Genomic DNA, 18,752 nt, shown 5'->3' with positions numbered 1-18,752 from the left:
TCTTTCCGATGGTCACGGCTCGATCATAGGGCCGGGTTCCCGGCCCGAGTCTTGACACCGACCCGCGTCGGCCCTTTAATTTAACCAGTCGATCAAATTGATCGTTCGATCAAACTTCGAGCCGGTGTCCCGGCGTAGTCGAAGGGGGAACGCGGTGTCGAGTCCGACGCGCCAGGCCGAATCCCGTCCGGACGCCTGCGCCTTCGCGGCCCGGGTGGCCGAGGTGCGGGTGGAGACCGCCGACGCGCGGTCGTTCGTCCTCGAGTTTCCCGACGAGGGGCGCGAGTTCGGTTACCGCGCCGGGCAGTTCGTCACGGTGGTGGCATCGATCGACGGGCGTGAGCATCGGCGGTGCTATTCGATGTCCTCGTCGCCGTCGCTCGACGACAGGCCGCGCATCACTGTGAAGCGGGTGGCGGACGGTGTGGTGTCGACGTGGCTGAACGATCACGTCGGCGTCGGGGACTTTCTCGAGATCGAGTCTCCGGCAGGGGCTTTCGTTCTGCGCGAGGGAACCGGTGACATCGTGGCCTTCGCGGGCGGCAGCGGGATCACCCCGGTGTTCTCGATCGTGCGGACCGCGTTGGCGACCACCGCGCGCCGCGTGCGCCTGTTCTACGCCAACCGCGACCGCGACTCGATCATCTTCGCGGCCGACCTGGCGGAATTGGCCGCGCGGTATCCCGGCAGGCTGACCGTGGAGCACCACCTCGACGCCGAGGCCGGTCCGCCCACCGCCACCCGGATCGCCGAACTGCTGGACGGCGAGGCGGAGTACTTCCTCTGCGGCCCCGCGCCTTTCATGGATCTGGTGCAGACCTCGCTGGAACGGGCGGGTGTCGCCCGGGACCGGCTGCGCGTCGAGCGCTTCACCGTCGAGGACGCCGGGGTCGTCGTGACCTCCGCCGAGCCGGTGACCCTGCACATCCGGTGCGGCAAGCGCACCGCGACCGGCGAGCACCGTGACGGGAAGACCCTGTTGCAGGCGGCCCGCGCGTTCGGACTGCGTCCGCCCTCCTCCTGCGAGACGGGCAGTTGCGGCAGTTGTCTGGCCCGGATCACCGAGGGCCGGGCGGTCATGCGCCACAACGACGCGCTCTCCGACGAGGAAGTCGAAGACGGCTATGTGCTGACCTGCCAGGCCGTTCCGACGGGCCCGCTGGTGCGGGTCGACTACGAATAGGAGCACCTGGCATGGCATCCCCCCTCACCTTCGGCGACCGCACCGCGGTCGTCACCGGCGGAGCCTCCGGTATGGGTCTGTCGATCAGCAAGCGGTTGGCGGCCAACGGCGTGCGGGTCGCGGTCCTCGACCTCGACGGCGCGGGCGCCGAGCGGGCCGCGGCCGAGATCCGGGCCGACGGCGGCAAGGCGCTGGGTTTCGCCGTCGACGTCACCGACCGCGCGGGCGTCGAGGCCGCGCTGAAGACGGTCCGCGCGGATTTCGGCCCCGTCGACATCCTGGTCACCAGCGCGGGTCTGGTGGCGTTCCAACCGTTCGTCGAGATCAGCCCGGAGTCCTGGCAGCGGGTGGTCGAGGTGAACCTGACCGGCACCTTCCACTGCGTGCAGGCCGTCGTCACGGACATGCTCGAGCGGGGGTGGGGCCGGATCGTCACCATCTCCTCCTCCAGCGCGCAGCGCGGGTCGCCGGGGATGGTGCACTACACCGCCGCCAAGGGCGCGGTCATCGCGATGACCAAAGGTCTTGCCCGCGAATACGCCTCGCGCGGCATCACCGTCAACACCATCCCGCCCTCGGGAATCGACACGCCGATGTCGCGCAGTTCGCAGGCGGCCGGACATCTGCCCGACAACGACACCATGGCCAACGCGATCCCGGTCGGCTTCCTCGGCTCCGGGGACGACATCGCCGCGGCCTGCGCCTTCCTGTGCTCCGAGGACGCCCGCTACATCACCGGACAGGTGGTCGGCGTCAACGGCGGCACCGTCATCTGACCGCCCCCGTCGCAGAAGTGGAGAACCACGATGACCGATTGGCCCAAGCCCGCCGCGGGCAGCTGGACCGCGCACTATCCCGACCTGGGGACCGGACCGATGTCCTTCGAGGACTCGGTGTCCCCGGAATTCTACGAACTCGAACGCAAGGCCATCTTCGAGCGGACCTGGCTCAATGTCGGCCGGGTGGAACAGCTTCCGAAGATCGGCAGCTATTTCACCAAGGAGATCGACGCCGCTCGCACCTCGGTCGTGGTGGTGCGCGATCGCGACAAGCAAGTGCGCGCGTTCCACAATGTCTGCCGTCATCGCGGGAACAAGTTGGTGTGGAACGAGTTTCCGCGCGAGGAGACTTCGGGGACCTGCCGTCAGTTCACCTGTAAGTATCACGGGTGGCGTTACGGTCTGGACGGGGCGTTGAGCTTCGTGCAGCAGGAGGGCGAGTTCTTCGACCTCGACAAGGCCGACTACGGATTGGCCGCGGTGCACTGCGAGGTGTGGGCGGGCTTCGTCTTCGTCAACCTCGCGCCCGAACCGCCGCAGACGCTGCGGGAGTTCCTGGGACCGATGGTGACCGCGCTGGAGGACTACCCCTTCGACCGCATGACCGAGTGGTACACCTTCCGGGCCGAGAACCAGAGCAACTGGAAGCTTTTCGCCGATGCCTTCCAGGAGTACTACCACGTGCCGGGGCTGCACTCCCAGCAGGTGCCGGGCGCGGTGCGCAAGACCGAGGCCGGATTCACCTGCGCGCATTTCCAACTCGACGGTCCGCACCGCATGGTCAGCACCGGCGGCGCGCGGCGCTGGACCCTGCCCGCGGAGTACATGTATCCGATCGAGCGGGTGACGCGCAGCGGATTGGTGGGGCCGTGGGAGTCGCCGGACATCGGGGAACTGCCGCCGGGCATCAACCCGGGCCGGATCGATCCGTGGGGGATCGACAACTTCCAGATCTTCCCGAACATCGAGATCCTGTTCTACCGGGGCTGGTATCTGCTCTACCGGTACTGGCCGACCTCCTACAACACCCACACCTTCGAGGGCACGCTGTGCTTCCAGCCCGCCGACTCGGTGCGCAAGCGGGTCGAACACGAGGTGGCCTCGGTGGTGTTCAAGGAGTTCGCGCTCCAGGACGCGGGCATGCTCACGGGCACCCAGACCGCGCTGGAACAGGCTTATCGGACCGCGGGCATCACCGACTACCCGGTCAACGACCAGGAGATCCTGGTCCGGCATTTCCACAAGGTCGTCGCCGACTGGGTGAACGACTACCGCGGCGCGAAGGTGGGCGCGCGATGAGCCCGAGCATGCTGCCGCCCGCGTTCGCCGAATTCGAGGAGTTCGCGCCCACCTGGTGCCTGGCGACCGAATCCGAGCGGTGGACGCGCCGCACGCGGTCGAGCATGGCCGAGTTGAACGCCTTCTACGATGCGTTCTTCCCGCGCCTGGACGACGCCATCGTCTACTGCGACAAATTCCCGCTCGACGATCTGCCCGAGGACGCGCTCAACCTGCTGTTGCTCGTCTATTCCCTGGTCACGGTGGCGATGGCGGTGGAGATCTTCCAGCAGCCGCTGCCGGTCGACGCCGCCGACGCCTGGCTCGACCGCGTCGGCGAGCCCGCCCCCTGACCGCCCCGATCCGAAGGACACGACCATGACCACACTCACCGTGGCGAAACTGGGCAAAGACGTGGGCGCCGAGATCGTCGGGCTCACCCCCGACCGTCTCGTCGGCGACCCCGCCGTGCCGCGCGCCATCGAACAGGCCCTCGAGGACAACGGCGTCCTCGTCTTCCGCGGGCTGCACCTGGACCCGGAGACACAGGTGGCGTTCTGTCGCACGCTCGGGCCGGTCGACACCTCGCCGGGCCACCATCCGGTCGCGGGGATCTACCGGGTCAGCCTGGACACTTCCAAGAACTCCTCGGCGAACTACCTGCGCGCGACCTTCGACTGGCACATCGACGGCTGCACCCCCGAGGATGACGCTTTTCCGCAGCGCGCCACCATGCTCTCGGCGTTGGCGGTGGCCGACAGCGGCGGCGAGACCGAATTCGCCAGCACCTACCAGGCCTACGACGACCTGGGCGAGGACGAGCGGCGGCAGTTGGCCGGGCTGCGGGTGGTGCATTCGCTCGAGGCGTCCCAGCGTCGGGTCACCGCCGATCCGACCCCCGAACAGCTCGCGGCCTGGCATCGCCGTCCGGTGCGCGAACACCCGATCGTGTGGACGCACCGTTCGGGACGCCGTTCCCTGGTGCTCGGCGCGTCCGCGGGCGAGGTCGTGGGCATGGCGCCCGAGGCGGGCCGCCGCCTGCTCGAGGACCTGCTCGACCGCAGCACCGCGCCCGAGCGGGTGTATCGGCACGAATGGTCGGTGGGCGACACCGTCATCTGGGACAACCGCGGCGTGATCCACCGCGCCGCACCGTATCCGCCCGATTCGCCGCGCGAGATGCTGCGCACCACCGTGCTCGGCGACGAACCCATCCAATAGCCCCCCGCACAGCCCCGGCCCGATATCGCAAGTCCAGGAGTACGACCATGCCGCGTTGGCCCAAACCCCCCGAGGGCAGCTGGACCGAGCACTATTCCGAGCTCGGCACCGCCCCGATGTCCTACGAGGACTCGATCTCCCCCGAGTTCTACGAACTCGAACGCACCGCGATCTTCCAGCGTGCCTGGCTCAATGTCGGCCGGGTGGAACAACTTCCGAAAGTCGGCAGCTACTTCACCAAGGAGATCGACGCCGCGCGCACCTCGGTGATCCTGGTGCGTGGCCGCGACCAACAGATCCGCGCGTTCCACAACATCTGCCGTCATCGCGGGAACAAGTTGGTGTGGAACGAGTTTCCGCGCGAGGAGACTTCGGGGACCTGCCGTCAGTTCACCTGTAAGTATCACGGGTGGCGTTACGGTCTGGACGGGGCGTTGAGCTTCGTGCAGCAGGAGGGCGAGTTCTTCGACCTCGACAAGGCCGACTACGGATTGGCCGCGGTGCACTGCGAGGTGTGGGCGGGCTTCGTCTTCGTCAACCTCGCGCCCGAACCGCCGCAGACGTTGCGGGAGTTCCTGGGCCCCATGGTCACCGACCTCGAGGGCTACCCGTTCGACAAGCTCACCGACCGGTACTACTACCGGGCCGAGGTGGGCGCGAACTGGAAGCTCTACATGGACGCGTTCCAGGAGTTCTATCACGCGCCCGTGCTGCACGCGAGCCAGTCGCCCGACAACTACGCCAACGCCGCCCAGCAGGCCGGATTCGAGGCGCCGCACTACCAACTCGACGGACCGCACCGCCTGGTCAGCACCTCGGGTGTGGTGACGTGGGAACTCGATCCGACCATGCGCAAACCGATGGAGGACATCACCCGCAGCGGCCTGTTCGGTCCGTGGGACGTCCCCGATCTCGGGGAGATGCCGGTCGGGTTGAATCCGGCGAAATGCGATCCGTGGGGCCTGGATTCGTTCCAGCTGTTCCCGAACTTCGTGATCCTCATCTGGTCCGGCGGCTGGTATCTGACCTACCACTACTGGCCGACCGGACACGACACCCACGTCTTCGAGGGCAACCTGTATTTCACGCCCGCCAAGACACCGCGCGACCGCCTGGCCCGCGAGATGGCCGCGGTGACGTTCAAGGAATACGCGTTGCAGGACAGCAACACCCTCGAGGCCACCCAGATCATGCTCGAGTCGCGGGCGGTGACCCGCTTCCCGCTCAACGACCAGGAGATCCTGCTGCGGCACCTGCACAAGGTGGCGGGGGACTGGGTCCGCGAGCACCACGACCGACCGACGGAGGCCGAAGCCCGATGACCGCCTTGCTGCCCGGCGAATTCGCCGATCTGGAACCCTTCGCCGAAACCTGGTGTCTGGAAACCGAACCCGAGCGCTACGGGCGTCGGCTCGACAGCACGATGGAGCAGATGCAGAGCTTCTACGACGCGGTCACCCCGCGGGCCGAGGCGGCGCTGGTCTATCTCGACCGGTTCGCCCTCGACGAGTTGCCCGACGAGGCCCGCCGCCTGCTGTGGTTGCTGTATTCGATGGTGATGGTGTCCTTCCCGGTGGAGGTGTGGAGTCAGCAGCGGGTGCCGGACTCCGGCGCGGCGATGCTGAACTGCGTGCTCGAGCCGCGGATATGACGGCCTCCGTCGCGACCGACCGGGCCGTCGTGCTGCGCGCGGCCCGGTGGGTGGACGTGGTGACCGGCGAGGTGCACGCGCCCGCGGTGATCGTGGTGCGCGGACAGCACATCGAGGCGATCGACCCGGCGGTGGAACCCGAGGACGCCACCGTGCTGCACCTGGGCGATGTCACGCTGCTGCCGGGTCTGATGGACATGGAGATCAACCTGTTCATCGGCGGGCCGGAGAATCCCACCGGCTTGCCCGCCCCCATGCACGGCGTGCGCGACGATCCGGTCTATCGCAGCCTGCGCGCCACGGTCAACGCCCGCACGACGCTGCTCGCGGGCTTCACCACGGTGCGCAATCTCGGGTTGATGGTCAAGACCGGCGGTTATCTGCTCGATGTCGACCTGCACCGGGCCATCGAACAGGGGTGGTTTCCGGGCCCGCGGATCGCCTCCGCCGGTCACGCCATCACCCCGACCGGCGGACATCTCGATCCCACCATGTTCCAGCAGTTGGCCCCGCACATCATGCCGCTGTCGGTGGAGGAGGGCATCGCCAACGGGGTCGACCAGGTGCGGCACGCGGTGCGCTACCAGATCAAGTACGGGGCGCAGTTGATCAAGATCTCGGCCTCGGGCGGGGTCATGTCGCACAGCACCGCGCCCGGCATCCAGCAGTATTCCGACGAGGAACTGCGTGCCATCACCGACGAGGCGCATCGGGCGGGGCTGAAGGTGGCCGCGCACGCGCACGGCGACGCCGGTATCCGCGCCTGTATCCAGGCGGGAGTGGACTGCATCGAACACGGGTCGCTGGCCTCCGACGAGACGATCGCGATGATGGTCGAGCACGGCACGTTCCTGGTGCCGACCAGCTACCTGTCCGAAGGGCTCGACGTGTCCAAAGCGCCGCCCGCGCTGCGCGCCAAGGCCGAGCAGGTGTTCCCGCAGGCGCGGCGCACCCTGGGCAAGGCCATCGCGGCGGGCGTCCGGATCGCCTGCGGCACGGACGCTCCCGCGGTCCCGCACGGCGACAACGCCAAGGAGTTGTGGGCGTTGGTCGATCGCGGGATGACCCCCGCGCAGGCGCTGGGAGCGGCGACCGTGGTCTCCGCCGAACTGCTCGGCGTCGAGGATCGGGGCCGGTTGGCGCCCGGTCTGCTCGCCGACATCATCGCCGTCCCGGGTGATCCGACTCGCGACATCACCGTCACCCAGGACGTCCGCTTCGTGATGAAAGACGGTGCGGTGTACAAGAACACCGCGGGCGGTTGAGTCAGCGCGGCGGGAAGCGCAGCGCGCCGTCGAGTCGGATGACCTCGCCGTTGAGGTAGTCGTTGTCGATGATGGCGGTGGCCAGGCGGGCGTATTCCTCGGACCGGCCCATGCGGTGCGGGAAGGGGACCTGCGGGCCCCAGTGCTGTTCGAGGCGGTCGGCGGCCTTGCCGTAGGCGGGGGTGTTGATGGTGCCGGGCGCGATGGTGACCACGCGGATGCCCAGTGGGGACAGGTCGCGCGCGGCGACCAGGGTCATCGCCGCGACGCCGCCCTTGGCCGCCGCGTACGGGAGTTGGCCGACCTGGCCCTCGTACGCGGCGATCGAGGCGGTGGTCACGATGACGCCGCGCGCGCCCTCCTCGAGCGCCTCGGCCCGCGCGATCGCCTCGGCCGACAGGCGCAGCACGTTGAACACGGCGGTGAGGTAGAACTCGATGGTGGTGCGGAAGCCTGTCAGGTCCAGCGCCGTGCCGTCCTTGCCGATCAGCCTGCCGCCCGCGGCCGGTCCGCCGTGGGTGTCGACCGAGATGCGCAGCGGGCCGAGGGTTTCGGCCTCGGCGACGGCGGCGCGCACCGAATCCTCGTCGGTGGCGTCGGTGTGCATGTACCGGATGCCGAGTTCGTTCTCGAGTTCCTTGCCCTTCTGGTCGGCGACGTCGGCGACGACGACCTTCGCGCCCGCCGCGTGCAGCCTGCGCACGGTCGCTTCGCCCAGGCCGCCGGTGCCGCCCACCACCAGCGCGGCGCTCCCACTGATCTGCATCTCGCAATCCCTCCTGGATAGTCGTACTCTCAAATGAGAAGAATACTATTCTCGCATGTGGCCGTGACCCGTGCGGGTGATCAACGAGGGAGGATCCCGATGCCCGACGCCGTCATCGTTTCCGCGCTGCGGACACCCATCGGCACCGCGAGGAAGGGAACCCTGCGCGACACCGACGCGTTCGAGTTGGCCCGCCACGTCGTGGGCGCGGTCGCCGCGGGACTGGACACCGACCGGATCGACGACGTGATCCTGGGCGAGGGACGCTACGGCGGCGGCGTGCTGGCCCGCCACGCGGCCGTCACCGCCGGGCTGACCACCGTGCCCGGGCTGGCCCAGAACCGCCACTGCGCGGCCGGGATGGCCGCGGTGCAGTCCGCGGCCGCCGCGATCCGCTCCGGGATGGACGAACTGATCATCGCCGGCGGGGTCAACAGCGATTCGACCGCGCCCAAGGCCCGGTTCCGGGTCGGTCCGGAGGAATGGATCGACCCGTGGGTCTCGCCGAGCCACCCCGACCGGCCCGAGGCCCCCGCGATGGACATGTCCATCACCGTCGGCTGGAACACGGCGGTGCGCGTGGGACTGACCCGCGAGGACCTGGACGGGTGGGCGCTGCGCTCGCACCGCAACGCCGTCGCCGCCATCGACGAGAAGCGGTTCGTCGACGAGATCGTTCCCATTCGAACCCCGCACGGCGTGTTCGACACCGACGAGGGGCCGCGCCGGGACACCAGCGCCGAGAAACTCGCGTCGCTGAAGGTGCTGCACCCCGAGATCGAGGGCTTCTCCATCACCGCGGGCAACGCCTCGGGGGCCAACGACGGCGCGGCGGCGCTGGCCGTGGCCAGTTCCGACCTGGGTCTGCCCGCCCTGGGCCACATCCGCTCCTGGGCGTCGGTGGGCGTAGACCCCGTCGTCACCGGTCTTGCCCCGATCGAGGCGATCACCAAAGCGGTGGCGCGCGCGGGGATCTCGCTGGAGGCGGTATCGCTCATCGAGATCAACGAGGCGTTCGCCAGCGTGCCGTTGGCGGCGATCAGCGCGCTCGGCCTGAACCCGGACATCGTCAACTACAGCGGCAGCGGGTGCTCGCTCGGTCATCCGGTCGCCGCGACGGGCGCCAGGATGATCGTCACCCTGGTGCACGAACTGCGCAGGCGCGGCGGCGGATTCGGTATCGCGGCACTGTGCGCGGGTGGCGGCATGGGTTCGGCCACCGTCATCGAGGTGCCCGCCGCGTGACGGTGCGCGTCGTGGGCGTCACCGATCTGCTGAGGAAGGCCCGCGCGGGTTCGGCGCGGGCCGCGGGCAAGCTGCTGAGTCTGGTCGAAGGGGAACGGCGGGCGGAGGTGCTGGCCGCGCTGGCGGCCGCCGAGGCCCGCGTGATCGGGGTGACCGGCCCGCCCGGCGCGGGCAAGTCGACCACCGTGGCGGCCCTGGTGGGTAGGTATCGGGAGCGCGGCCTGCGCGTGGCGGTGCTGGCCGTCGACCCGTCCTCGCCCTACAGCGGCGGCGCGCTGCTCGGTGACCGGATCCGCATGGCCCAGCACGTCGACGACCCCGACGTGCTGATCCGCTCGGTCGCGGCGCGCGGACATCTGGGCGGTCTGGCCGAGGCGGTGCCCGCTTCCATCGCCGTACTGGCCGATCTGGGTTTCGACGTGGTGCTGCTGGAGACGGTCGGCGTCGGACAGTCCGAGATCGAGATCGCGGCGGTGGCCGATCCGACGCTGGTGATCCTGGAACCGGGCGCGGGCGACGCGGTGCAGGCGGCCAAAGCCGGTCTGCTGGAGGTGGCCGATCTGCTGGTGGTCAACAAGGCCGACCGCGAGGGGACCGATCAGACCGTGCGCGACCTGCGCGCGGAATCGGCGGTCCCGGTGCTGACACTGGTCGCGAGCCGGGGCGAGCGGGTGGCGGAATTGGTCGAGGCGATCGAGGCCCATCACCGCAACGATTCGCCCGCCCGGCGCGCGGCCCGCGCTCGCGCCCAGATCCTGTCGCTGGCGCGCTCGCGCCTGCGCGAGCATCCCGCGCTGGACGCGCTCGCGGCGGCGGTGGCGGCGGGGGAGTTGGACGCCTACGGCGCGGCGGACCGTCTGGTCGGCCGCGCCTGACCGACGAGAACGCGCACCGGCTTCGAAGCCGGTGCGCGTGGCGGGTGACGGGCGGGATCAGCGGTGGGCGAACCCGTGCGCGCAGAAATCCCACACCTCGGCGGCGGTCAGCGGATGCTGGGTCTCGGAGTCGACCGCGCCCGCGGACTGCGCGGTGAACATCACCGTCTGCATCACCAGGGCGGCGACCCGGCGGGAGTTGGTGGCGGCGTCGAGTTCGCCCGCTTCCACGGCCAGCTCGATCAGTTCGGCGAACAGTCGCAGCATCGGCGCGTAGGCGGCCTTGTTGTTGCCGGGTTGGGCCAGCAGCAGCCGCGGGGCGAAGTCGGTGAACAGGGGGCGCTGCGCGGACGGGTCGGGCCGACAGAGCTCGAAGAGCAGTTCCACGACCACCTGGAGTTTGTCCATCGGGTCGCGCTGTCCTTCGGCGGCGGCGCGTAGTTGTTCGGAGGTGCGCGCCAGCGCGTCCTCGAACAGCGCGAGCAGCAGTTCGTGTTTACCGTCGAACTGGAGATAGAAGCTGCGCAGCGACTGCCGGGACCGATCGACCACCTCTTGCACGGTGAAGTCGGTGGTGCCCTTCTCCGCGATGATGGCCTGTGCCGCGTCGAGGAAGCGCTGGACCCGTTCTTCGGCCCGGAGCTTCGCCGAGCGCAGTGATCGCTCGACCGCGCGCTGTTTCCACGCGGGCTCCTCGCTCAGGCTGGTCACGGGCACCTCGATCCCCGGTCATATGAAGACGACATGAATGCACTGTACCGGAGATGAGTACGGCGTAGGTGTGCGCAACAACCGAGGTAGAGCAGGTAAGAGACTATCACTTCCTGTGAGGAGAATGATATTCTCGGCGGGCTCGCGGCTACGTGGCCGGGGACCGGACGGTCGCCTCGCCTCCCGGAACCCGAGCCCTGTCCCGAAACGAGGAAATCCCTATGCGCACTTCACTTCTCCGCTCGGCCGCGGTCGCCTGCTGCGGTCTCGCCGTCGTCGCCACGGTCCTGACCGGATGCGGTTCCGACGACGAATCCACCGCCGCGACCTCGACCAAGGCGGCCGCCGCCACCAGCGCGGCCCCCGCGACCGCCGACGCCGCCACCGCGCAGGCGATCACCAAGGCCTACACCACCTTCTTCGACGGCAGCCTGCCCGCCGAGCAGCGCGCCGCGGTGGTACAGAACAGCGACGCCTTCCTGCCCGTGCTGAAGGCGCAGGCCGCCGCGGGCAACAGTGGCACCACCGTCACCGTCGCGGGTGTGAAGACCACCGGCGCGAACAGCGCCGACGTCTCCTACACGCTGCTCATGGGCGGAAACCCCGTCCTGCCGGACCAGACCGGTCAGGCCGTGTCCGAAGGCGGCGCCTGGAAGGTCGCCGCGGCCACCTTCTGCGCCCTGCTGGCGATCCAGGGCGGCACCTCGCCCGCCTGCTGAATCCCGGCGCGAGAAGGCCCGGTACCCCGCCGCAGGGGTACCGGGCCTTCGTGGTTCGCGGGAACGGGCCGGGAGAATCGGCGCAGCGCGAATCCGGTCGCGGCGTGCCTCAGAGCTGGGCGAGGCGGGGCGCGGACCCGGTGGTTCGCAGGTGCGCCCCCGCCTGGCGGGTCAATTCGACCGAACTGCTCAGCAGACCGTCCAGGACCAGGATGCGCCGGACGTGGCGGTGCAGATCGTGTTCGGCGGTGAATCCGATGCCGCCCAACACCTGCTGACAGTGCCGGGCCGCGGTGAGCGCCGCCTGCCCGGCCGCGGCCTTGGCCAGCGCGGCGATCAGCGCCGCGTCCGGGTCCGCCCCGCACACTGCCGCGTCGGCGAGTTCGAGGGTGGCGCGCGCGCCGTCGAGGGCGACGAGGGTTTCGGCCAGTCGGTGCCGCACGGCCTGGAACGCGGCCAGCGGGCGACCGAACTGGTGACGTTCGAGTACGTGCGCCCGGGCGAGGGCGAGCGCGGCCCGCCCGGAGCCCAGCAGCCACCAACCCAGCGCCCAGCGCCCCCGGGCCAGCGCCTCCTCGCTCGGCGCGGTGCCCGCGGACGCGGGCGACAACGGCAGGTCCTGGTCCACGCTGGTCGCCGCGGCCTCGGCCGCGCGCGACCACAGCACCCACCGCCCGCCCGCGAACGGCACCGCCGCCTCGCCGGCGTCCGCGCGGCCGAGGACGTCGAGCAGGACCGAGGCGTGCGCGCCGGTCTCGCCCAGCAGTCCGAAGACCGTCGGCACCGCGAATCCGGGAACCTCGGCCAGCAGGTCGGGCCAGCCCAGGTCGGCGAGCGCGGCGTCCAGCGCCGGGCCCGACGACTCGGACATGGCCCGGCGCAGCGACCCGGTCAGCAGGTCGCGTTCGGCGGCGTCGAGGGTCGTGGGTTCGTCCACGCTCAGTCCTTCCCGAGATCGAGCAGGCGGCGGGCGATGATGTTGCGCTGGATCTCGGCGGTGCCGCCGTAGATGGTCGCCGCGCGCGAGTAGAGGTATTCGGTGCGCCAGATGTCGTCGTCGAGTTCGACCGCGCCGGGCAGCACTTCGCGCGCGGTGTCGAACAGGCGCTGTTCGGCGGTGGCCAACAGCACCTTGTCGATCGAGGTCTCCGCGCCCAGCGTGCCGCCCTCGGCCAAGCGCCGCTGGGTGTCACGTGACCGGCAGCGCACCGTGTGCAGGGCGAGGAAAGCCGCGCCCAGATCGGCGTCCTCGCGCGGACTTGCCCCTTCGATCAGCCGGTCGAGTCGGGTGAACAGGTAGGCGATGCGATGCCAGAAACAGGTGGATCGCTCGTAGGGCAGCAGGTCCATCGCGACCCGCCAACCGTCGCCGGGATCGCCCAGCATCCGCTCGGCGGGCACGGCGACCTCGTCGAAGAAGACCTCCGCGAATTCGTCGACCCCGTGCATGGTTCGCAAGGGGCGCACGGTGATTCCGGGGGAGTCCATGTCGAGGAAGAAGGCGGTGATGCCGTCGTGACCGGGGCCGGTGCGGGTGAGCAGCACACAGCGCGCGGCGTACTGCGCGAGGCTGGTCCACACCTTCTGGCCCGAGACGATCCAGCGGTCGCCGTCGGGCCGGGCCTTGGTGCTCAGCGACGCCAGGTCGCTGCCGGAGCCGGGTTCGGAGAAGCCCTGGCACCACTGTTCGCGGCCCGAGAGCAGCAGCGGCACCATCTCGGCGGCCAATTCCGGTCGGGCATAGGAGATCATCGTCGGCGCGAGGACCTCGATCATCGACCAGATGCCGGGTTCGGCGAGTTCGCGCGAGGCCACCTCCTCGCCCAGCACCGCCCGCAGCACCGCGGGCCCGCCCAGTCCGCCCACCTCGGCGGGCCAGCCGTAGCGCATCCAGTCCGCGTCGAACAGCGCGCGGCGCACCCGGCCCAGTTGCGCGACCTGACCGTCGAGGGAGTGATCCGCCGGCGGGGTCAGATCGTTGGCGTCGAGCCAGGTGCGCAGTCGCGTACGGAACTCGGTGATCCCGAGGGCGTCAGGACCGGTCATGGGCGCGAGCGCTCGAAGGCGTGCGGGATGCCGGAATCGTGGTCGCCGCTGCGTCGGATGAAGGTCATCCGACGGGTCCGCAACCGCCAGCCGTCCTCGGTGCGGACCAGGGTGTCGGTGTAGTAGCCGATGCGCATCGCGTGGGTGCCGTGGTCGATGAAGCACAGCGGCTGGGTGCCTGTCGCGGTGTCGCCGTCGATCTCGAGAGCCGGTGTGCCGGTGAGGAACAAGCCCTTCGGGGCGGCCGCCACCAGATCCGGGAACAGGTCGAGGGTGTAGGTGTCGCCGAAGGCGCTGTAGGTGCCGTCGGCGGTGAACACCGCGAGCACGCCCTCGATGTCGCCGCGGGTGATGGTCACCGCGTAGCGGGCCAGGACCTGCTGGATCTCGAGCAGGTCGTCACTTCTGGACATGGATCTTTCCGCCTTTCATCACGAACCGCACGTCGCGGGTGACGGCGATGTCGGCGATCGGGTCGCCGGGCACGCCGATGACGTCGGCCAACAGCCCTTCGGCCAGTCGGCCGCGGTCGGCCACGCCGATCAGTTCGGCCCCGCGCACGGTGGCCGCGCGCAGCACCTCGATCTCGGGCAGGCCGCGCTCGACCAGCGCGACGAGTTCGTCGGCGTTGCGGCCGTGCGGGATCGCGGGCGCGTCGGTGCCGACCGCGATCTTCACCCCGGCCTTGTAGGCGGCCAGCACCGAGGTGCGGGCCTTCGGGAACATCAGCGCGGCCTTGGCCTGCAACTCCGGTTCGGCCCGCGAGATGTCCATCGCGTCGGCCAACCGGGTGGTCGGCACCAGCCAGGTGCCGTTGGCGACCATGAGGTCGATGGCCTCGTCATCGATGAGGAAGCCGTGCTCGATGCAGTCGATGCCCGCGGCGACCGCGTGCTTGACCGCCTCCGCGCCGTGGGTGTGCGCGGCCACCCGCAGCCCGCGCCGATGCGCCTCGTCGACGATCGCGCGCAGTTCCTCGTCAGAATAGTGCTGCGCGCCGGGCGCTCCCGTCAGCGACATCACGCCGCCGGAGACGCAGATCTTGATCAACTGCGCGCCGTGCTTGATCTGGTAGCGCACCGCCTTGCGGACCTCGTCCACGCCGTTGGCGATGCCTTCCTCGAGCGTCAGGTGCAGCACGTCGGGAGCGAAGGCCGCGAACATGGTGGGGTCGAGGTGCCCGCCGGTCGGGGTGATGGCGTGCCCGGCGGGCACGATGCGCGGACCCTCGATCCAGCCGGCGTCGATGGCCTTGCCGAGCGCGACGTCGAGCAGGTAGCCGCCGGTCTTGACGAACAGGCCCAGGTTGCGCACGGTGGTGAACCCGGCGCGCAGGGTGCGGCGGGCGTTGCCGACCGCGCGCAGCATCCGCAGCGCCGGGTCGTCCTTCACGCTGGAGGCGAGCCCGGACTCCCCGCGCCCGCCCATCAGCAGGTTGACCTCCATGTCCATCAGCCCGGGCAGCAGGACGAGGTCGCCGAGTTCGACGACCTCGCCGGTCACGGCGCCGCCGACACCGACGATCCGGTCGTCTTCGATCCGTAGGATTCCGGGGCGGACGATCTCACCGGTGTCCACATCGAGCAGGCCGGCCGCCCGCAGTGTCAGCGTCGCCATGCGGTCACACCACCGGTTCGTGGACGATGTCGAGGTAGGCGGCCCCGGAGTCGGGCACTCGCGGCTGCTTCCACACCTCCACCGGGAACGAGGCCATCACCAGCGACTGCAACAGGTGGAACAGGTTGCGCGCCTGATCGGGCAGGTCGGTCCAGTCGTAGGTGTCGACGTGGTCCAGGGCCGCGGACAGACGCGGCATGGCCGTGTCGTAGAAGTCCTGCATCTCGGCCATGGTGGAGTTCAGGCGCTTGGCGTAGCGCTCGGGTTCGGTCGCCAGGATCCAGTCGGAGAAGCGGGCCAGGTCGGCGAACTCCTCCGGCAGCGGGGCGGCGGTGGTGCGGGGTTCAGTGGGCGCTGCCATTGCGGTACTCCTCGACGATGCGCTGGGTGGTCTTGTGCAGGTGGCGGAGCAGGATCTCCTGATCGTTGAGCGGGAAGTCGGTGACCTCACGGGTGGCGATCATGGTCTGGGTGGCCTCGAGGGTGTTGGCGTCCTGCAACGCGTATTCCTTGAAGGTCACCGCGGCCAGTTCCTGGGCGAGCCGTTCGCGGGCGTTGGTCGCGGGCACGAAGTAGAGGCTGGCCTCGAAGATGTGCCGGTCGACCGCGGTGGGCCAGTAGTGGTAGGTCAGGAACCAGCCCGGCGCCCAGAACAGCAGGGACATGTTCGGGAAGATCTCGAATTCGTCCACGCCCCAGGCCTTGTGGCGGGCCGGGTTGAGTCCGGTCGGCAGCGGCTCCAGGCCCTCGATGTCGGGGCGGTCCCACGGGCCGAACAGGCCGCTGCGCAGTTCGCGCTCGATCGGCTTGACCATGTTCGGGTCCTTGGGCGGGGCCATGCCGCCCCAGGAGGAGATCATCGAGTGCGGCGCGGCGATCTCGTAGTGCAGCGCCTCGAAGCCGGTGCCGGTGAGCTTGTCGGCCTCGTCCTTGACCGCCTGCTTCTGGTGCAGGATCGGCGCGTGGTAGAACTCGGCGAAGGCGTCGATGAACAGCTTCCAGTTCGACCCGATCTCGGCCTTGTAGCTGTAGACCTCGCTCATCTTGTCGAAGGGGTAGCCCTCGACGCCCTTGACCAGCGGGCCCAGGTATTCGGTGAGCGGTTTGGCGTCCGCGTCGAGGTTGACGAAGATGAACCCTTCCCACACCTCGCAGCGCGCGGACTTCAGGCCGAACTTCTCCTTGTCCAGGTCGAAGAACTCCTTCTCCTGCTGGACGAAGCTCAGCGAACCGTCGAGGTTGTAGCGCCAGGCGTGGTACTTGCAGGTGAACTGGCGGCAGGTACCCGCGGTCTCCTCGTTGGGGAAGTCGTCCCAGACCAGCTTGTTGCCGCGGTGGCGGCAGATGTTGTGGAAGGCGCGCACGGTGTCGTCGGTGTCGCGCACGATGATCAGCGAGGTGCCGACGCAGGCGAGTTCCTTGGTGAAGTAGCTGCCGCGCTTGGGCAGTCGGTTCACCCGGCCGACGTTGAGCCAGCTCTTGCGGAAGATGGCCTGGCGCTCGTCCTCGTAGAAGGCGGGGTCGATCGAGTCGCTGTAGTCGACGGGCTCGGTGCCCAGTTCGGGATAGTTCTGCGTCCAGCTTCCCGCGGCCGGTTTGGTGAAGTGTGCCAAGGGTTTACCTTTCGTGCTCCGGGGCTGTCGGTCGGCGGGGGCTCGCCGGGACTCTGCGCAGGGCCTGGGTCCCCACCGGGATCGGTGGAGACGGCATAGTCGTGCGCACCACTTGGAGAATAGCATTCTCAAAATGCAACTACTAGATTTCCACTCCCTCGACGTGCTGTCAACGGCCGAACCGACCCGTCGGCCGGCGCGGTGGCCGGACCGGCCAGATCTATCCTTCTCCAAAACTGGATGTTGATTATCCAAATCTGAGAAGATAGTTTCCGTTGGAGACGGGTGCCGTTCGAGCACCCATCCCGGCTCGACGCGGAGCGCGGGCCGGGCACCGAGGAGACCAGTGCCGTCCGACGCGGCGCGGCCCAGAGGAGGTAACGGTGAAACCGCATCGGATAGGTATCGCACTGCTTGCGGTCGCGCTCCTGGTGGCGGGCTGCGGCCGCGAGAGCGGCGCGCGCGAGGACGGGGAGACCGGCTCGAAGCCGGCCGCCACCGCCTCCGGCGATTTCGGCACCCTCCAGGACATCTGCGGCCGGGGCGATCCCACCGGCTCACCCACCCAGGGGGTCACCGACAAGCAGATCGAGATCGGTGTCTTCTCCGACATCGGCTTCACCAAGAACCCCGACTTCGTGGACGCGGCAAAGGTGTTCACCTCCTGGTGCAACGCCGCGGGCGGCATCAACGGGCGCGAGATCGTGACCAACCTGCGCGACACCAAGCTCATGGAGGTCCGCCAGCGCATGCTCGAAGCCTGTCGCGAGGACTTCTTCCTCGTCGGCGGCGGCGCCGCGCTCGACGCGCTGGGGGTCAAGGATCGGCTCAGCTGTCTGCTGCCCGAATTCCCCGCCCAGGTCGCCCAGACCGCCAACGCGGGCTCGGATCTGCAACTGGGCTCGGGCTATTCGGTGGCCGAGAACGTCAACCCCTACACCGGATTCCACAACTATCTGGTCGACGTCGCCTACCCCGGCTCGAAGAAGGCCGTCGGCATGGTCAACGGCGATTCGCCGATCACCAAGGCGATGGGCGACAAACTGCGGGAGTCGTTCACCGCCAACGGCGCCGAGGTCGTCTACAACGACCTCTACCCGATCTCGGGCGTCTCGGACTGGACCCCCTACGCGCAGGCCATCAAGGCCGCGAATGTCAAGGGGCTCATCTTCTTCGGCGACTTCCGGTACCTGGCCAAGCTCGAGGACGTGCTCACCGGCATGAACTACAAGCTGGACTGGATCGACGCCAACTCCAACGCCTACAACCAGACCTTCCTCGACGCGGCGAAGAACTCGCTGAACTTCCAGAACAATGTGCTGGACCTGAGCGGGACCGCGCCGCTGGACGCCGCCGACAAGGTGCCGGCCGTGCGCGAACTGAAGGCCCTGTTCGACCAGTACTCGCCCGGCAGCGCGATCACCTTCCAGGTGCTGCGCGCCTTCCAGACCTGGCTGCTGTTCGCCAAGGCCGCCGACAGTTGCGGCGACCAGTTGACCCGCGCCTGCGTCTACGAGGCGGCGCGCAAGGAGACCGCGTGGACCGCGGGCGGACTGCAAGCCCCGGTGGACCTGTCCAAACCGCTTGACCAGCAGAACCGCTGCTTCAACGTGCAGAAGGCCGGTCCGGGCGGATGGTCCACCGCGGACTTCGGCGCCGACACCAACGGCATCTTCAAGTGCGGGTTCACCCCGTACCGCTACACCGGCGACTTCGGCAAGCCGACCACGCTGGCCGATGTCGGCAAATCCCTCACCGAACTGAAGTGACGGAGCGCGCGGCC

At 69.1% G+C, this 18,752-nt stretch carries 20 protein-coding genes; 12 read left to right on the top strand and 8 right to left on the bottom strand.

Translation table 11 applies throughout. The features are described from left to right. The first annotated feature begins 154 nt into the window (after positions 1 to 154). The 8 genes from ON30_RS34795 to ON30_RS34760 are packed head-to-tail and all read left to right on the top strand — an operon-like array spanning position 155 to position 7,377. Positions 155 to 1,183 (top strand): ferredoxin--NADP reductase, encoded by a 1,029-nt coding sequence (locus ON30_RS34795; protein ID WP_051030437.1) that lies wholly within the window; start codon positions 155 to 157, stop codon positions 1,181 to 1,183. Positions 1,184 to 1,194: 11 nt separating this feature from the next. Beyond that, positions 1,195 to 1,959: an SDR family NAD(P)-dependent oxidoreductase gene (locus ON30_RS34790; RefSeq protein WP_040714623.1), complete on the top strand. Its 765-nt coding sequence runs from the start codon at positions 1,195 to 1,197 to the stop codon at positions 1,957 to 1,959. A gap of 30 nt (positions 1,960 to 1,989) precedes the next feature. Further along, positions 1,990 to 3,261, top strand: a complete 1,272-nt coding sequence (locus ON30_RS34785; RefSeq protein WP_040714620.1) for an aromatic ring-hydroxylating oxygenase subunit alpha — start codon at positions 1,990 to 1,992, stop codon at positions 3,259 to 3,261. Continuing rightward, on the top strand, positions 3,258 to 3,593 hold the full coding sequence (locus ON30_RS34780) for a hypothetical protein (protein ID WP_174387640.1): 336 nt from the start codon (positions 3,258 to 3,260) through the stop codon (positions 3,591 to 3,593). The genes ON30_RS34785 and ON30_RS34780 overlap by 4 nt, the downstream gene beginning before the upstream one ends. A gap of 25 nt (positions 3,594 to 3,618) precedes the next feature. Further along, complete coding sequence (locus ON30_RS34775; RefSeq protein WP_040714619.1) at positions 3,619 to 4,461, top strand: TauD/TfdA dioxygenase family protein; 843 nt, start codon at positions 3,619 to 3,621, stop codon at positions 4,459 to 4,461. A 47-nt stretch (positions 4,462 to 4,508) separates the two neighbouring features. Beyond that, positions 4,509 to 5,783 carry an aromatic ring-hydroxylating oxygenase subunit alpha gene (locus ON30_RS34770; RefSeq protein WP_040714617.1) on the top strand — a complete coding sequence of 425 codons (1,275 nt, stop codon included), beginning with the start codon at positions 4,509 to 4,511 and terminating at the stop codon, positions 5,781 to 5,783. Further along, the gene (locus ON30_RS34765) at positions 5,780 to 6,112 is read left to right on the top strand and encodes a hypothetical protein (protein WP_040714615.1); all 333 of its coding nucleotides are present in this window, start codon (positions 5,780 to 5,782) and stop codon (positions 6,110 to 6,112) included. The genes ON30_RS34770 and ON30_RS34765 overlap by 4 nt, the downstream gene beginning before the upstream one ends. After that, positions 6,109 to 7,377, top strand: a complete 1,269-nt coding sequence (locus ON30_RS34760; protein ID WP_040714613.1) for a metal-dependent hydrolase family protein — start codon at positions 6,109 to 6,111, stop codon at positions 7,375 to 7,377. Before ON30_RS34765 ends, ON30_RS34760 begins: the two co-directional genes overlap by 4 nt. A 1-nt stretch (position 7,378) precedes the next feature. Here the strand turns inward: ON30_RS34760 and ON30_RS34755 are convergent, their stop codons facing one another. Then, the gene (locus ON30_RS34755) at positions 7,379 to 8,143 is read right to left on the bottom strand and encodes an SDR family oxidoreductase (protein WP_040714612.1); all 765 of its coding nucleotides are present in this window, start codon (positions 8,141 to 8,143) and stop codon (positions 7,379 to 7,381) included. A gap of 99 nt (positions 8,144 to 8,242) precedes the next feature. Here ON30_RS34755 and ON30_RS34750 point away from each other — a divergent pair, with 99 nt between their 5' ends. Together ON30_RS34750 and ON30_RS34745 are read left to right on the top strand one after the other, a co-directional pair. Next, positions 8,243 to 9,388: a thiolase family protein gene (locus ON30_RS34750; RefSeq protein WP_040714610.1), complete on the top strand. Its 1,146-nt coding sequence runs from the start codon at positions 8,243 to 8,245 to the stop codon at positions 9,386 to 9,388. Beyond that, positions 9,385 to 10,263, top strand: a complete 879-nt coding sequence (locus ON30_RS34745) for an ArgK/MeaB family GTPase (RefSeq protein WP_085999461.1) — start codon at positions 9,385 to 9,387, stop codon at positions 10,261 to 10,263. The genes ON30_RS34750 and ON30_RS34745 overlap by 4 nt, the downstream gene beginning before the upstream one ends. A gap of 57 nt (positions 10,264 to 10,320) precedes the next feature. Here the strand turns inward: ON30_RS34745 and ON30_RS34740 are convergent, their stop codons facing one another. After that, positions 10,321 to 10,974, bottom strand: coding sequence for a TetR/AcrR family transcriptional regulator (locus tag ON30_RS34740; protein ID WP_040714687.1), 654 nt, complete (start codon positions 10,972 to 10,974; stop codon positions 10,321 to 10,323). Between the two features lie 221 nt (positions 10,975 to 11,195). Between ON30_RS34740 and ON30_RS34735 the strand changes: the two genes are divergently transcribed. Next, positions 11,196 to 11,693 carry an MTB12 C-terminal domain-containing protein gene (locus tag ON30_RS34735; RefSeq protein WP_040714609.1) on the top strand — a complete coding sequence of 166 codons (498 nt, stop codon included), beginning with the start codon at positions 11,196 to 11,198 and terminating at the stop codon, positions 11,691 to 11,693. A gap of 109 nt (positions 11,694 to 11,802) precedes the next feature. Here ON30_RS34735 and ON30_RS34730 read toward each other — a convergent pair whose 3' ends face one another. The 6 genes from ON30_RS34730 to ON30_RS34705 form a co-directional block, all read right to left on the bottom strand. Continuing rightward, positions 11,803 to 12,564, bottom strand: a complete 762-nt coding sequence (locus ON30_RS34730) for an acyl-CoA dehydrogenase family protein (RefSeq protein ID WP_083911902.1) — start codon at positions 12,562 to 12,564, stop codon at positions 11,803 to 11,805. A gap of 68 nt (positions 12,565 to 12,632) precedes the next feature. Next, the gene (locus tag ON30_RS34725; RefSeq protein ID WP_040714607.1) at positions 12,633 to 13,739 is read right to left on the bottom strand and encodes an acyl-CoA dehydrogenase family protein; all 1,107 of its coding nucleotides are present in this window, start codon (positions 13,737 to 13,739) and stop codon (positions 12,633 to 12,635) included. Beyond that, complete coding sequence (locus ON30_RS34720) at positions 13,736 to 14,152, bottom strand: nuclear transport factor 2 family protein (protein ID WP_040714606.1); 417 nt, start codon at positions 14,150 to 14,152, stop codon at positions 13,736 to 13,738. Before ON30_RS34720 ends, ON30_RS34725 begins: the two co-directional genes overlap by 4 nt. Beyond that, complete coding sequence (locus ON30_RS34715) at positions 14,139 to 15,356, bottom strand: metal-dependent hydrolase family protein (RefSeq protein WP_040714604.1); 1,218 nt, start codon at positions 15,354 to 15,356, stop codon at positions 14,139 to 14,141. The genes ON30_RS34720 and ON30_RS34715 overlap by 14 nt, the downstream gene beginning before the upstream one ends. A 4-nt stretch (positions 15,357 to 15,360) precedes the next feature. Further along, positions 15,361 to 15,717 carry a hypothetical protein gene (locus tag ON30_RS34710; protein ID WP_051030431.1) on the bottom strand — a complete coding sequence of 119 codons (357 nt, stop codon included), beginning with the start codon at positions 15,715 to 15,717 and terminating at the stop codon, positions 15,361 to 15,363. Then, positions 15,701 to 16,969 carry an aromatic ring-hydroxylating oxygenase subunit alpha gene (locus ON30_RS34705; protein ID WP_040714603.1) on the bottom strand — a complete coding sequence of 423 codons (1,269 nt, stop codon included), beginning with the start codon at positions 16,967 to 16,969 and terminating at the stop codon, positions 15,701 to 15,703. The genes ON30_RS34710 and ON30_RS34705 overlap by 17 nt, the downstream gene beginning before the upstream one ends. Before the next feature lie 383 nt (positions 16,970 to 17,352). On the opposite strand from ON30_RS34705, the gene ON30_RS34700 reads away from it, so the two are divergent. After that, positions 17,353 to 18,738 carry an ABC transporter substrate-binding protein gene (locus ON30_RS34700; protein ID WP_245554342.1) on the top strand — a complete coding sequence of 462 codons (1,386 nt, stop codon included), beginning with the start codon at positions 17,353 to 17,355 and terminating at the stop codon, positions 18,736 to 18,738. Positions 18,739 to 18,752 lie beyond the last annotated feature (14 nt).

The sequence above is a fragment of the Nocardia takedensis NBRC 100417 genome (assembly GCF_000308695.1).
Classification (GTDB): domain Bacteria; phylum Actinomycetota; class Actinomycetes; order Mycobacteriales; family Mycobacteriaceae; genus Nocardia; species Nocardia takedensis.
This window is presented reverse-complemented; position numbering and strand designations above follow the sequence as displayed.

What these genes read in the sequence shown, in the direction of transcription:
- ON30_RS34790 (WP_040714623.1), top strand. Translation starts at nt 1,195, where the DNA reads ATGGCATCCCCCCTCACCTTCGGCGACCGCACCGCGGTCGTCACCGGC.
- ON30_RS34765 (WP_040714615.1), top strand. Translation starts at nt 5,780, where the DNA reads ATGACCGCCTTGCTGCCCGGCGAATTCGCCGATCTGGAACCCTTCGCC.
- ON30_RS34735 (WP_040714609.1), top strand. Translation starts at nt 11,196, where the DNA reads ATGCGCACTTCACTTCTCCGCTCGGCCGCGGTCGCCTGCTGCGGTCTC.
- ON30_RS34720 (WP_040714606.1), bottom strand. Translation starts at nt 14,152, where the DNA reads ATGTCCAGAAGTGACGACCTGCTCGAGATCCAGCAGGTCCTGGCCCGC.
- ON30_RS34775 (WP_040714619.1), top strand. Translation starts at nt 3,619, where the DNA reads ATGACCACACTCACCGTGGCGAAACTGGGCAAAGACGTGGGCGCCGAG.
- ON30_RS34780 (WP_174387640.1), top strand. Translation starts at nt 3,258, where the DNA reads ATGAGCCCGAGCATGCTGCCGCCCGCGTTCGCCGAATTCGAGGAGTTC.
- ON30_RS34730 (WP_083911902.1), bottom strand. Translation starts at nt 12,564, where the DNA reads ATGTCCGAGTCGTCGGGCCCGGCGCTGGACGCCGCGCTCGCCGACCTG.
- ON30_RS34725 (WP_040714607.1), bottom strand. Translation starts at nt 13,739, where the DNA reads ATGACCGGTCCTGACGCCCTCGGGATCACCGAGTTCCGTACGCGACTG.
- ON30_RS34760 (WP_040714613.1), top strand. Translation starts at nt 6,109, where the DNA reads ATGACGGCCTCCGTCGCGACCGACCGGGCCGTCGTGCTGCGCGCGGCC.
- ON30_RS34785 (WP_040714620.1), top strand. Translation starts at nt 1,990, where the DNA reads ATGACCGATTGGCCCAAGCCCGCCGCGGGCAGCTGGACCGCGCACTAT.
- ON30_RS34755 (WP_040714612.1), bottom strand. Translation starts at nt 8,143, where the DNA reads ATGCAGATCAGTGGGAGCGCCGCGCTGGTGGTGGGCGGCACCGGCGGC.
- ON30_RS34710 (WP_051030431.1), bottom strand. Translation starts at nt 15,717, where the DNA reads ATGGCAGCGCCCACTGAACCCCGCACCACCGCCGCCCCGCTGCCGGAG.
- ON30_RS34750 (WP_040714610.1), top strand. Translation starts at nt 8,243, where the DNA reads ATGCCCGACGCCGTCATCGTTTCCGCGCTGCGGACACCCATCGGCACC.
- ON30_RS34715 (WP_040714604.1), bottom strand. Translation starts at nt 15,356, where the DNA reads ATGGCGACGCTGACACTGCGGGCGGCCGGCCTGCTCGATGTGGACACC.
- ON30_RS34770 (WP_040714617.1), top strand. Translation starts at nt 4,509, where the DNA reads ATGCCGCGTTGGCCCAAACCCCCCGAGGGCAGCTGGACCGAGCACTAT.